The sequence below is a fragment of the Oceanobacillus neutriphilus genome (genome assembly GCF_014645515.1).
Classification (GTDB): Bacteria; Bacillota; Bacilli; order Bacillales; family Amphibacillaceae; genus Oceanobacillus; species Oceanobacillus neutriphilus.
Genome location: NZ_BMLW01000004.1, coordinates 270693 through 284446, shown reverse-complemented (window position 1 = coordinate 284446; position 13754 = coordinate 270693). Strand labels below are relative to the sequence as shown.

At 37.9% G+C, this 13754-nt stretch carries 14 protein-coding genes; 8 read left to right on the top strand and 6 right to left on the bottom strand.

Annotated elements, in window-relative coordinates:
* Positions 1-45: 45 nt before the first annotated feature.
* Complete coding sequence (locus IEX29_RS08625) at positions 46-1944, bottom strand: BglG family transcription antiterminator (protein ID WP_188734057.1); 1899 nt, start codon at positions 1942-1944, stop codon at positions 46-48.
* Positions 1945-2414: 470 nt separating this feature from the next.
* Here IEX29_RS08625 and IEX29_RS08620 point away from each other — a divergent pair, with 470 nt between their 5' ends.
* The 8 genes from IEX29_RS08620 (at position 2415) to IEX29_RS08585 (ending at position 9617) form a co-directional block, all read left to right on the top strand.
* Positions 2415-2747 (top strand): PTS sugar transporter subunit IIA, encoded by a 333-nt coding sequence (locus IEX29_RS08620; protein WP_188734056.1) that lies wholly within the window; start codon positions 2415-2417, stop codon positions 2745-2747.
* Positions 2747-4144 carry a glycoside hydrolase family 1 protein gene (locus IEX29_RS08615; RefSeq protein ID WP_188734137.1) on the top strand — a complete coding sequence of 466 codons (1398 nt, stop codon included), beginning with the start codon at positions 2747-2749 and terminating at the stop codon, positions 4142-4144. Before IEX29_RS08620 ends, IEX29_RS08615 begins: the two co-directional genes overlap by 1 nt.
* 4 nt (positions 4145-4148) lie before the next feature.
* Positions 4149-4445, top strand: a complete 297-nt coding sequence (locus IEX29_RS08610; RefSeq protein ID WP_188734055.1) for a PTS sugar transporter subunit IIB — start codon at positions 4149-4151, stop codon at positions 4443-4445.
* A 2-nt stretch (positions 4446-4447) separates the two neighbouring features.
* Positions 4448-5767 carry a PTS sugar transporter subunit IIC gene (locus IEX29_RS08605; protein ID WP_188734054.1) on the top strand — a complete coding sequence of 440 codons (1320 nt, stop codon included), beginning with the start codon at positions 4448-4450 and terminating at the stop codon, positions 5765-5767.
* 150 nt (positions 5768-5917) lie between these two features.
* Positions 5918-7177 (top strand): NCS2 family permease, encoded by a 1260-nt coding sequence (locus IEX29_RS08600; protein WP_188734053.1) that lies wholly within the window; start codon positions 5918-5920, stop codon positions 7175-7177.
* 229 nt (positions 7178-7406) lie between these two features.
* Positions 7407-7730: a PadR family transcriptional regulator gene (locus tag IEX29_RS08595; protein WP_188734052.1), complete on the top strand. Its 324-nt coding sequence runs from the start codon at positions 7407-7409 to the stop codon at positions 7728-7730.
* Positions 7727-8599 carry a permease prefix domain 1-containing protein gene (locus IEX29_RS08590; protein ID WP_188734051.1) on the top strand — a complete coding sequence of 291 codons (873 nt, stop codon included), beginning with the start codon at positions 7727-7729 and terminating at the stop codon, positions 8597-8599. Before IEX29_RS08595 ends, IEX29_RS08590 begins: the two co-directional genes overlap by 4 nt.
* Before the next feature lie 4 nt (positions 8600-8603).
* Complete coding sequence (locus IEX29_RS08585) at positions 8604-9617, top strand: TolB family protein (protein ID WP_188734050.1); 1014 nt, start codon at positions 8604-8606, stop codon at positions 9615-9617.
* A gap of 215 nt (positions 9618-9832) precedes the next feature.
* Here IEX29_RS08585 and IEX29_RS08580 read toward each other — a convergent pair whose 3' ends face one another.
* The 5 genes from IEX29_RS08580 to IEX29_RS08560 form a co-directional block, all read right to left on the bottom strand.
* A complete protein-coding gene (locus IEX29_RS08580; RefSeq protein WP_204799058.1) occupies positions 9833-11038 on the bottom strand; it encodes an amidohydrolase in 1206 nt (401 codons plus the stop codon).
* A 28-nt stretch (positions 11039-11066) separates the two neighbouring features.
* Positions 11067-11936, bottom strand: a complete 870-nt coding sequence (locus IEX29_RS08575; protein WP_188734049.1) for a PTS system mannose/fructose/sorbose family transporter subunit IID — start codon at positions 11934-11936, stop codon at positions 11067-11069.
* Position 11937: 1 nt separating this feature from the next.
* Positions 11938-12690, bottom strand: coding sequence for a PTS mannose/fructose/sorbose/N-acetylgalactosamine transporter subunit IIC (locus IEX29_RS08570; RefSeq protein WP_188734048.1), 753 nt, complete (start codon positions 12688-12690; stop codon positions 11938-11940).
* Between the two features lie 15 nt (positions 12691-12705).
* Complete coding sequence (locus IEX29_RS08565; protein WP_188734047.1) at positions 12706-13215, bottom strand: PTS sugar transporter subunit IIB; 510 nt, start codon at positions 13213-13215, stop codon at positions 12706-12708.
* Between the two features lie 108 nt (positions 13216-13323).
* Positions 13324-13737 carry a PTS sugar transporter subunit IIA gene (locus IEX29_RS08560; protein ID WP_188734046.1) on the bottom strand — a complete coding sequence of 138 codons (414 nt, stop codon included), beginning with the start codon at positions 13735-13737 and terminating at the stop codon, positions 13324-13326.
* Positions 13738-13754 lie beyond the last annotated feature (17 nt).

The following is a 13754-nucleotide window of genomic DNA, read 5'->3' as shown; positions in this document are numbered from 1 at the left end:
AGATGTTTATTCTTAGGTGCGAAAGTTGAGTGAGCAGCGATTATATTACCTGATTAGCTCAGCAAAGGATCCAAAGTCCTTCGCTTGTAATATTTTTTTCACCTTTTTAGGATTATCCAGCATATCAATAATCTCTCTAAACAAACTGTCCATCAGTTCTCTTTTATCATTTGCGAGGGCAAATAATAAAACCAGCTGTACTTTTTGATTACCCCACTGAACCGGCTGACTTAGTGTGCAAACAGCAATAATTGTTTTACTGGCTACTTTTTCAATCGGATGGGGCAAAGCAATTAAATTTCCATAAGCGGTGGATGAGATTGCTTCCCGTGCTAAAATTAGCTCGTTATATTTTGGAGGGACGATTCCTTGCCTCTCTAATTCAGAGGAGAGAAATGCAATCACTTCATCCGGCGTTTGTTTTGTTATGTCTGGAAAGAATAAATCTTCACTAAAGTATGAAACAACATTCTGGTTATTGAATTTCTTTTCTTTTGGCTGAAGATAAGCATCTATTTTCTCTATTTCTTTTTCTGACAGAAATGGTGTCACTTCCAAAGTAGGAAAAGGAAAGCCTTCCGGAACCCGTGCTGTTGTAAGAACAAGGTCAGGATTGAATTGGGCTATCGCATCCCAGCTGTCGGAAAGAGAGAATAGCTGCAATTGACCGATCTTATCTCCATAAATATTTTCTAACTTTGCCTTCAATAATCGGCTGGTTGTAAAGCCTGTTGGACAAAGAATGGCGATCCTGTTATTCGTTTGTCTTTCTTTCGCCAGCCGTTCAAAGGCGATGCACAGGTGCAATGTCAACAGACCAATTTCATCTTCATTTAATTTTTGGTTTGTTTTTAATTCATACTCCAAACCCATAAAAATGCCCATATCATAAATTAACGGAAATTTTCTTTGCGTTTCCATTAAAACGGGATTATGAATTTCAACCCCGCGTTGATTACGGTTGTAAAGTGATTTCAAATGCATGGAAAGATCAATGTGTAATTTTTCGTCCTCACTTAAATCGATTAAAAATTTATTACTGATGGATTGAATCAATTCTTTTGCCAGTTCTGAAAAGCGGCTGTCTATTTTTCTTTTATGCTCTTTTAACGTATCGTTATAATAGCTTTTCTTTCCGCCGATTAAGATGGCAATATATTTAATTTCCGGCAGGGGAATGGTTATGCCGTATAAATCTCCGAGTTTTTCACAAATTTTTTCAGAGGCTGCCAGTTCTTCTTCTGAACTGGTATAATCAACCTCTGACGAAGGAATTGTCTGTTCCTTGCGTATGATGGTATCGAGTATAATGGCCACATGAATAACCATATTAATCATGGATAGGTCATTTAAAAATATTTTGTATTCAGAGAGCACCTCAGAGAGGATGTGCCTAATATCTTTTAGATTTATTTCGTTAAAATGATTTTCCAGCTCATAGATATCGAACAAATCTTCTTTTATTTCATTAAAGATCAGCTTCGACCACAGCGTTCTTTTAGCCCGCGTGCTTCCTTCAAGCAAAATGCCATTTTCTATTCTTTCCAGCTTTACTTTACTCTCTGTATTCGTGATAAAATCTTTCAGCCGGTATAAGTCTTTTTCAATGGTGGATTCGCTCACAAATAATTCATCAGCTAAATCAAAAATATTTTGCTGCTCGGAAACATGAAGAAGTCTTTTTAATATATATACCATCCGGTCATATGCAGTTTCAGGGAATTCATTCTTTTTATCTAAATGCCGTACTGCTTCAGACGATTCTTCTATACGGTATCCGTAAGTTTTAGAAGAACTTATTTTAAACCCGTTCAACTGCAGGGTTTGAATATCATTACGTATCGTACGCGAGCTTACATTGAAATCAACTGCTAATTGATTTCCTTTTACCCAATCATCCTGGCTGATAAGATATTGTACCAGTTTTGTTTGCCGCTTGTTCATAGTATCCTCCCTTATCATTAAAAATTGATTTATAAACCAATTATTTTGTAGAGAATATTAATTATAGAGAGAGGAGTCTTTTGTAGATACATTTCCTATATTTAATCATAATCACTCTTATTTTGAAAAGCAATACATTAATCAATCTATCTAAGTTGAAATTAAGATTTTACCTTCTGGCATTCGCTCTGAAAAAACACTACGCTTTCCATGGGCCCGAGCTCATCTCCTCGAAAAAATGATTTATTATTTCAATTTATACCTCTCTAAAAGAAAATCTTTGATTTATTTATATCATTCAGGTAAGGAAACTATCATGGAAAACTTATCTATAGCTTAACCGGCAAGCGGCTCTCTATACGGGTTTGTCAGGCTTTTCCTAACGGGATAGGCAAATAATTATTTCACTGCGGATATCTATTGGAGTTATGATTAATTACGTAGAGAACAGATAGAGAGGTGTCATCACGATGAGTTTAAGTGAAGGAACAGAAGCAGTTTCATTTGGATTGATTCTGCACAGCGGTAATGCTCGCAGTTATGGAATGGAAGCGATTTCTTTTGCGAAATCGGGAGAATGGGAAAAAGCAGAAGAATGCGTTGAAAAAGGAAAAGAGGAATTACTTCTTGCACAAAAAACGCATACAGACATGATTCAAAAGGAAGCAGGAGGGGACAAAACAGAAATGTCCCTGTTGTTAATGCACAGTGAAGATCATTTTATGATGGGACAACTTACAATTGATTTGGCTAGTGAAGTCATAGATATCTATAAAAAATTTGAAAGTGAGGTAAAAAAATGATAAATAAAAATTTTTTGTGGGGAACAGCGACGGCATCTTATCAATGTGAAGGAGGATGGAACGAAGGGGGACGAGTACCTTCCTTATGGGACGTATATCTGCATGAAAATAATCTGGAGAATGGAAATGATGCCTCCGATCATTACCATAAATACAAAGAAGATATTCGCTTAATGAAAGAAGGGGGGCATAAAGCTTACCGTTTTTCCATTGCCTGGCCCAGAATTATTAAAAATGATAAGGGTGAGGTAAATCCGGAAGGGGTTCAATTTTATCATAATATTATTGATGAATGTCTAAAAAATGGGATTGAGCCGTTTGTAACACTATTTCACTGGGATCTGCCTCAATATCTGGAAGACAAAGGTGGATGGGCTGAGCGTGAAATCTGTGATGCTTATGTAGAATATGCGAAGGTCTGCTTCGAGGAATATGGAGACAAAGTAACCTACTGGTCTACCTTTAATGAACCGAGATACTATGTCTTCAGCGGTTATAAAATAGGGAATTATCCTCCTGGGATAGACGATACACAAAAAACAATTCAGGCTTCTTTCTATATGATGCTTGCCAATGCTTTAACAGTAAAATTATTTAGAGAGATGAAAATGAAAGGTCAAATTGGAATCGTTCACAGCTATGCTCCTATTTTTGGTGTGGATGACAGTCTGGAAACAAAAATTGCGATGCGTAAAGCAGATAACTATTTTAACAATTGGATTTTAGACACAGCCATTAAAGGTGAGATTCCGATTGATATGCTGGGTATGCTGAATGAAAAATACGATTTAAGCTTTATGCAAGAAGCGGATTTTGAAGCTATAAAGCATAATACCGTTGATTTTGCCGGGTTGAACTATTATGCAAGAGCGCTTATCAAGCCATATACCGGTGGAGAGAGTATCTTACGTATTAATAATAAAGGATCAGAAGCAAAAGGATCCAGTAAAGTGGTTGTAAAAGGCTGGTTTGAACAGGTGTTTGACAATCCGGATTCCACTTATACCGAATGGGATACAGAAATTTATCCGCAGGGCTTATATCATGGAATCATGCGGGCATATGAGAAATACAAGGTGCCAATCTTTATTACGGAAAATGGAGTAGCTTTCTATGAAGATGTGCCAAATGAGAAATCCGTTGATGATCAAGGCCGCATACATTTCTTAAATGCACATATTAACGCTATTCTAAATGCAATTGATGACGGAGCAGAGGTATTAGGTTATTTTATCTGGTCAACGATGGATCTTTATTCCTGGAAGAATGGCCATGAAAAACGTTATGGACTAGTCGGTGTGGATTTTGATAATGGTTTTGAAAGAAAGCCAAAAGCATCTTATTACTGGTATAAAAAAGTTTGTGAGTCCAATGGGGCTACTATCGAGAGGAGTTAATACAATGTTAAACATATTAATCGTTTGTAATGCGGGGATGTCTTCAGGAATATTGGCACGTAAAATGGAAGATGCGTCAGGCGGGGAAGCAACAGTACGGGCAGTGGGAGTCAGTGAATATCAGGATAAACTGGAAAATGTGGATATTATTCTGGTTGGACCGCAAATTCGCTTTCAATTAAATGAAATCAAAGCGAACGCTGGAACCCCGGCAATGACAATTGATTTATCAAAATATGGCATCATGGATGCGGAAGGAATACTAAAAGATGCATCCCACTTTTATGAAGGGGAGAAATAACCATGAGTAAATTTAATTCGGTAACGGCGCTGATGGAAAATAAAGTCATGCCGATTGCTAATAAATTTGGACAACAGCGTCATCTTGCAGCTATTCGTGATGCCTTTATCAGTCTCTTACCGATTACATTGGCAGGAGGGCTTGTAGCCATTATAAGCTCTCCTCCTGTAACCGAGGAAACAACGAATGGGTTCATGCTTGCCTGGGAAAAATTTGCATTAAATAATGCTGAAGTATTGAATTGGGTGTTTGCGTTTACATTGGGTGCCATGTCTTTGTATGTTTGTATTGGAATTACGCACTTTCTATGCCGTTTCTATAAAGTTAATTCATTTATTCCAATCTTATTTTCCGTCATGGGGTTTTTCTTACTTGTTACACAGCCTCAAGAATTAGGATTTGATGCAAAAACATTAGAGTTCAGTTTTATTGACGGGAAAGGGTTGCTGTCGGCTATCCTGATTGGTATTGGAACGACGGAACTTTATCGGATTATGCAGCAAAAAGAATTTGGTAAAATCAAAATGCCGCCAAGTGTTCCGGCCAGTTTAAGTGATGTGTTTGCATCCTTGATTCCTGGGATAATTATCATTGCAGTTTATACAGTTATTTACGCCATTTTCCACTCTTTTGGTACGAATATGGCACAATCGATGTTTGATTTCTTATCACCAACCTTTAAATCGGCGGACAGCTTAGCATTTGTTATTTTTATTACCCTGTTAACGCATGTATTCTGGTTCTTCGGTATTCATGATGCAGCCCTTGGAGGGGTTATGGGACCGATTCGTGATGGAAATATATCTATCAATGCAGCCGCACAAATGGCAGGAGAACAGCTTCCACATATATTTACTACGTCATTTTGGACGTATTTCACAGCCATTGGCGGTGCAGGGTCAGTTATTGGACTAGCACTACTATTAATATTCTTAGCTAAGTCAAAGCAATTAAAGAACGTTGGGAAAGTTGGTATCGTACCGGCACTATTCAATATCTCGGAGCCATTAATTTTTGGGATACCTTTAATGTTGAATCCGATGTTCCTGATTCCTTTCTTGCTGACATCGACATTGAATGCTACGATTAGTTATATATGTATGTCCATAGGACTGGTAGGGAAAACTTTTTCGATGTTGTCGTGGCAAATGCCGCCTTTTATAGGAGCTTTCTTCTCAACATTAGATTGGAAAGCATTTGTCCTGGTTATTCTGTTAATGATTCTAGATGCAATTCTCTACTACCCATTTGTGAAAGCGTATGATCGCCAGCTTACGAAAAGAGAGCTGGAGAGCATGGCTGAAACAGATACAAAGTCCTGATATTAAATCATAAACCATCAGCAATAAACTGCTTGATTACCAGGCGTTTATAGCTGATGGTTTATCAGGGTATACTAAATATTGCATTTGTGGATAAAGTGGTTATGCTTTATCGGGTGGGAGAGGGATATGAAATTATAGAGGTTTGTAATGCAGCAGAATAATGATTTAAAAAAAGACATTGTTGCAGGAATAATCGGCTATCTGACAATGGTTTATATTGTTGTCGTGAACGGTTCTATTTTAAATGAGGCTGGCCTTTCATTGGAAGCTGGAATGATAGCGACAATATTGGCGAGCTTTGCAGGAACAATGCTCATGGGCTTTTTTGGTAAGCTCCCCCTTATCCTGATACCTGGTATGGGGATAAATGCTTTATTCGCCTATTCCATTATTGGAAATAATGGATTCAGCTTTAATGAGGGTCTGGCTGTAGTTTGGATGGCAGGAATTTTATTTATGCTGACCGCATTTACAAAAATGGGAGTCATGTTAAAAGAGGCTATTCCAGAATCATTAAAGCATGGGATAACTATCGGATTAGGATTTTTTCTCATCCTGATCGGTGTAGAAAAAAGCGGGATTATAACTGCAGGCGAGCAATCTGTCATTGCTATAGGGGATTTTACTTCTCCAAGCGTTATTGCCGGGATAATCACTTTATTTATTGCCATTTACTTATTTGTAAAAGGAGTGCCTGCGAATTTCCTGATTACCATGATTATCGGGACAGTTATTGCCATGTTATTCGGAGTATCGACAGAAGGGGCAGCTTCGGTTCATTTCGAGTTTAGCGAAATGCTGTTTATGCCATCTTTTTCAGCCGCTTCCGAAATATCCTTTTGGGTTTCTGTGTTTTCACTGGCATTGATCCTGATATTTGAGAATATGGGTATTTTATCGAGTCAGTTAGATATGCTGAAGAAAACAGAGGCTTATAGTAAGTCTTATCGTATCACAGCAACATCTGCTCTGTTATCCGGTATATTCGGGACATCACCTACTGTATCAGGAGCAGAAAACGCTGCGGTTATTGCCTCTGGCGGACGTACAGGCAAAGCGGCAATAACCGCAGGAATATTATTCTTAGCGACTATTTTTATTATTCCCTGGATATCAATGGTTCCGGCAACGGCGATCAGCCCGATATTAATTATCGTCGGTTTCCTGATGGCTCAGAATATTAAGTACTTGCCCTGGGAGCAATTTGCTGAATGTATACCTGCGCTGTTGATTATTGTAATGATTCCATTTACATACAGCATCGGCGATGGAATGGCATTTGGATTTATTGCCTATCCCATTGTTAAAATAGCCTTGGGAAAACGAAAGGAAATATCCATACCGTTACTTACTGTCTCCATACTGTTCTTTGCAGAATTTGTATTGAAGGTAATTGGTGTATCATGAAGAGAAACCGGACAAACTCTGTCCGGTTTTTTGCTGTTTCAGGTTTTCAAAAGATAAACTACCAAACTTTCCGTGTGATTGCTTCCTTTCTTAGTTATCGTCAACTTCTCCATGTTCTTCTTCACAGCTGCAACAAATAGCAATTACTTTCTTCTTCCAAATATTTCATTATTGAACCTTGCATTACGAGGTGCATCGTATTACAATGTCGTAAAGAGGTGATATCAAAATGGACCGGGAGATAATGAAGGGCAGTATTGATATTTTATTGTTGAACCTGCTATCCGAAAAGGATATGTATGGTTACGAAATGGTCAAGGTACTAAAGGATAAAAGTGATCAGTTGTACAACATGGGAGAAGGAACACTTTATCCTGCCTTAAAGCGAATGGAGAAAAAGCAATGGCTTCATTCTTATTGGTCAGAGGTGGATCAGGGAAGAAGGAAATACTACCAGATAACGGATGAAGGCAGTGCTATTTTAGAGAAAAAACTGGAAGAATGGAACAGTATTCATAAATTAATCACGAAAACATCTGGGGATTTATCATGAACCGGATTGAGAAGCATGTAGAAGAGATCCTGAAACAAATGCAAAGTACAGAATGTGAACGTGAAGAGATTAGGGAAGAGCTGCTCAGTCATTTAAACGAGGCGAAGAGTGATTATATCAGCGAGGGACTCTCTGAAAAACAGGCAGAGAAAAAAGTAATAGCAGCATTTGGGGAATCAAACAGGATAGGGCAGGGGCTGCAGGAATCGATGTATCCATATCAACGGGGCTTATTGTATTTCATAGGTATCTCCACTATTTTATTCGGGTTTATTTTTTATTTGCATCTTTCCTTTGTTATTCATGAACCTTCTCCAGTCTGGCTGGTTGTTCAATTGTTGTCAGGGAGTATCGTTACGCTGGCAGCTATTAATATTTCAACGTTTGGGCGCTATTTTTATTTACTTAATGCGCTGCTTATGGTCAATATTATCTGGAATGGGATCAATATAGTGTCAATGCAGGGTTTATCACAGTGGCAGGCTCTATTTTTCAGTATTTATTTGCTTATTGTGGTTGGGATGGGCTTCGTATTTGTTTTTCGAAATTCCTATTATTCTACCAGTCAGGTTGACGGTAAACACCAAAAACAGTGGCTCGTGAAATTCAGCTATATCATGAATCTGCTGTATGGGGTTATTATTATCGTTTTGAGTTTATTCTTTTTGTGGTCAATTCTTTTCTTCGCAGGGATAAACAAGCAAGCCTTTATTACGCTGTTACCAATTCTTATCTGGCTGGCTTTTTATAAATTCCAAATGAATTTTATTGCGAAAAAACCAGTTCTATCTCTTGCGACGGGGCTATTAGTTTCTGTATCGGCTCTTGTATTGTCCTTTATCATTCTAAGAATTTCTTACGGGGGGTGAAAAAATGTCGTTAACAATGAAAAATATAAGCTTCATCGTCGGAATGATACTGTTATTCCTCATTTTATGGGGAGCAGGATATTTAGCAGGAGGTCCGGAAGGGTACACTGGTTTCGGTGAGTCTGCCGATATTTCACCGGATGATGAAGAGATTACCTTCGTATATGCACATAAGGGTGAATCCGCAATTTATACAGCACCTGTCAGCGGGGGAAATGCGGAGCTGGTAACGAAAGCCGCTGAGGGGAATTACCTTATGAACCCAACATTCTCCCCAGATGGTGAGGCAATTGCCTATGTAGAGCAATGGGAGGATGATGATGAACATCCACTTGGAAAGCTAATGCTCTTCAATCATGCTGATGGAGGGGTGAAAGAACTGACAGACGAGAAAGGCTTAGTGACAGAGGCGGCTTTTTCACCAGATGGCCAGTCTTTATATTTTTCTAAAGCTGGTGTGTACACAAATTATTCTCCAATTGCATCAGAGAACCCTCATGATTTCGATATTTACCGCATCGATTTGAATACAAAAGAGATTGAGCAGATCACAGACGAAGGGGCTTATGATATGTCTGACTTAGATTTGACACCGGATGGAGAAACATTGATGTATCGAAGTTATGATGGGGCAGACCAGTTAGTTTTCCACGATCTGAAAGATGGAAGTGAAACAACGGTTACCCCTATAGGGGATTTTGCTACAGGTGTACCCATGATATATTCCCCTGCGTTGTCCGCGGATGGAAAATATATTGCTTTCTCCGATGTAGCTAGAACAAGTGAAAATGGTACCTATATTTACGAAGGCTACCGAATGCCTCTGGATACAAAGCAGGCAGAGCAGATAACGTCATTTGGTGAGCATGTTACAAAACCAGTCTTTTTTAATCATCAAGATAAACTGATCGTCACGGTGGATAAGGCATTTGCTACATCATCTGAACCGGACTACAGCTATTGGGTGGTTAATGCAGATGGTGAAGGGCGAGAGCGTATTCAGATAGAGATTCCTTAAAGAGGGTGTTCAAGTGGAGGGTTTTTTGTATGGATGATTGGCTTTCTATAATTGTAGCAGGTGTTCTTATAGTAATGGTAATCGTTATTTTAACTTGATATAATACGTGAATCTGGAACAAATCCCATATGGAATTCCAGAGCAGATTAAGCCACCCTTAACCTTAAGGGTGGCTGTTTTGAATAGAGAGAAAAGCTTAGCTTGAGATTAATTCATTATTCATCCTTCATCCGTTCTTTTAATTCCTCTTTTGCCTGATCAACAATTTCAGGGTTCATAAATAACTCCATTGCTGTTCTTGCCATTGCCTTACTGCTTACCTGTATACAGCGTTTCCCAGCCGGAGAATCAGCTAAATCTCTGAATTGCTCTGTATGATTTGAAATTTTATAATCCGGAAAAATGGTTACGTAGGGATTGCAGATAGGGATAACCCTTGAGACGTTTCCAAGATCCTCGCCGCCATAATCAAAAGGCATGCCATCCATAACAGGTTCATCAATATCAATAAGCTCTTTTCTGCAGACTTCGGATAGAATTTCATTTGGAACTCTGCCTAAGTAGCCTGGTTTAATCTTTATATTTACTTTACACCCGGTAGCAAGCGCTGCTCCTTCTGCACAATTACGTACTCTTTCTGTATAATCCTCTAAATCCTTTGCTTTAAAGCAGCTTAAAGATGCTTTAATAGAAACAAAGTCAGGAATTTGACCGGTGCTCTTTCCGCCATCTTCAATAATACCGGATAAGCGGAGGTCAGATTTACAATGCTGTCTCATCAGTCCGGTTGCTACAAAGTATAAGTTAGCCGCACTTAAAGCATTAATACCTTTATTGGGATGAGAAGAAGCATGTGCAGATTTCCCCTGAAATTCAATTTGTATTCTTGCAGACGACATACATTCCCCTGCAAGCCGGGTAGTGTCACTTGTTGGATGCATAAATAAAATAGCATCAATACCATCAAAAGCATTTTTCTCCAGTAATTTTATTTTTCCTCCGCCACCTTCTTCAGCAGGAGTTCCCATTACAACTAAAGTACCTGGTATTTCATTATCTTCCATAAATTTTTTAACCTCTAATGCTGTCCCTAAAGCAGTTGTGCATATTAAATTATGACCGCAGCCATGACCGAGTTCTGGTAAAGCATCATACTCTGAAACTACAGCAATTGTTAAATCGCCTTCTTTATATTGATAGGTTGCTTTATAGGCAGTGGGCAATTCTCCTAGATTCTCTTCAACTTCAAACCCGTTCTCTTTAAGAAATTTACATTGTATACTACAAGCTTTTTTCTCTTGATAGCCAATTTCTGGATTAGCGTGAACATACTTAGCAATATCCCAAAGTTCATCTAACCTTGAATCTAAGTAATCATCATAATGCTTTTTTATAATCTCCATTTCCATTTTCAGTATCATTCCTTTCGCTTCTTTTTTTGTTCATTCATCAACTGCTTTCTAAAATTCCAAAGTAACCAGTAATTAATGAAATAACGATAATCCAAATAATAAGCCTATTATAATATTGCCCTTTTAGTTTGAAATAAAAGTAAATTCCGAATACTGCTACAAGAGGTAACATGCCAGCTAAAATCTGGTCCAAAATATCTTGTATAACAATTGGTTCACCTTCTCCGCCACTAAGTGAAAATTCCAAGGGTGTTTTTACTTTTATATACGTAGATGATAATGCCCCCATCATGAATAAGCCTAACACGCTGGCACTTTTAATTACTTTATTAATTAATCCGGATTTCATCATTTTCATTACTGATTCCCGGCCTAATGAATACCCGGTTTTTAAGAACCAATATCCCATTAAAATAGTTAATATAGGATATAGAAAAGGAACAAGTCCTCCTAAAAAAACACCGCTTAATGCTAAGGAAGCCGCTATACCTAGAATGATTGGTTTTATAGTTCCGTGAACCAATGTATCCCCAATTCCTGCAATTGGCCCCATCAGTCCGGTTTTAAATCCAGTAATAACTTCTCCTTCAACTGGGTTTCCTTTTGATTTTTCTTCTTCCATTGATAAAGTTGCGCCAACAATAATGGAACCGAAAATCCCTTCTGAATTATAAAATTGAATATTACGTTCTAAAGCTTCTTTAAGACCTTGATCATCATCTTTATATATTTTTTTCAAAGTTTTAGCTAAAGAATTACAAAAAGATAACGCTTGCAAACGTTCGTAAGAGTTACTTACCTCCACTCCCATAATCCATCTAGTATATACTTTCTTTAATTCCTTATTTGATAATTTACTCTGGTCTTTTTCTTCAACATCCTGTGATTTTGTAGTTTTAGAAACCATGCTAACCAACCACCTTTTCTTCGTCTCTAAGAGAATTAAACAAAACTAACGCTGCAATACAAAAGCCAAATACTGCTGCTGCCATAGTATTAATTCCCAAATAAGCTACAGCGAAAAATCCTAGAAAGAAATAAGGCATTAATGATCTCTTGCCTATCATCATGATGATAATAGCAAAACCTAAGGCAGGTAAAACCCCACCGGCAACGCTAAGACCATCAATTATACCTTGCGGAAGAGTATCAATCACAAATTGAACAGTGTTAGCCCCAAACAAAGTAATAACAAAGACAGGAGTAAATGTTATTAAAAACATCACAATTGTCGGGTAAGTTATCGCACAATGAAATATTTTCTTAACATTCATCTCGTTAGCGTACTTCTCTGCTTTTGATATCCAATATGAATTTGAAAGTCTTCTAATTTGGTCTATAAATATTCCTAAAACACCAAATGGAACTGCAAGCCCTACAGCAACATTTACGTCCATTCCAGTTTGTAAAGCTATTGGTATAGAAATAATTCCAGCTAAGGATTGATCTGATGGCATATTTCCGCCAGTGAAAACAAGTCCAATATAAATAAGCTGTATTGTAGCGCCGATCGCTAACCCGGTTCCAACCTTTCCATATACTAATCCTAGAATCAGCCCGTAAAAAATAGGGGATCCAAATGCCTGTGTCATACCATAAAAGAGGCGGCTGCTACCGATAAAGTATAAAAAGCCACACAATATTGCTACAAAAAGGGTCATTTAATTCACTCTCCTTTACTTATTTTTGTTTTTGAGAGAGTTATATCGCTCTAAAGCTTTTTTAAACTCCATTTTAGATTCTTCTGGAACTTGGTGTAAATATACGTGGCAGTTTTCTTGTTCTAACTCTTTCAACATTGCAGCGTCTTCTTCATCTAAGGAAATTGGCCCAAATACTGAAATCCTTCCTGGACCGCCACCCAGCCCTCCAATCTGTATCTCGTCAATAGGGATTCCTTTTTTTATAGTTTGATAGATTGTTTCAACATTTTTAGTTAAAATAAATAGTTTTCCAGCGCCCATTTCTTCTTTTTTCCAATACTCGGCTGCTTCGTCAACTGAGTAAATGTTTACCTCTATATCTGATGGCGCTGCCATTGTGTATATACCTGTCATGAATTCATCTGCAGACAAAGCATCATCAATAATCACAATCCGGTTAGCAGATGTTTGCCTAATCCATTTGGTGATTACCTGCCCGTGAATCAATCGAGAATCAATACGTACCATTTGTATTTCTGCCATTTCTAATTCCTCCTAAGGTCTATTTTGAGATTGGTAATTATAAGTAAGTATGAAATTGTAATCTTTCACAATTTAGTGAGCGGTTACAAAAAATTAAAAAAGTTTCTTTTAATTTTTAAGATCCGGCAACTGCAGGTGCTGACAGCTTAATAAAGCAGCTTCTCTTATTTGAGCCACACTCTCCGTTGTAAAGGGCTGATTTTGCCGCATAATAGCTTCCATTAACATCATAGAGTTCAACCCGGATAAAATGTTTATTTGATAATCTTTACTAAATGTTAATGCGATATTAGAGGTGGTCCCTCCAGCAATATCAGTAAGAATAAGTGAATCAGCAGGCATTTTCGTTACCTTTTCTTTTACCTTTTGGAGAAAGGTTTCTGTAGTATCAGATGGTTCTAAAGCTACTTCGCTGACGCCGTGAATTTTTCCAATGATCATGGTCAGTTTTTCCTTTAGCGTCATTCCCCAGCCGCCATGTGTTAATAGTAAAATCTCATATGTTTTTGGCCTTTCTACCATTCATTTCACCTCCTTGC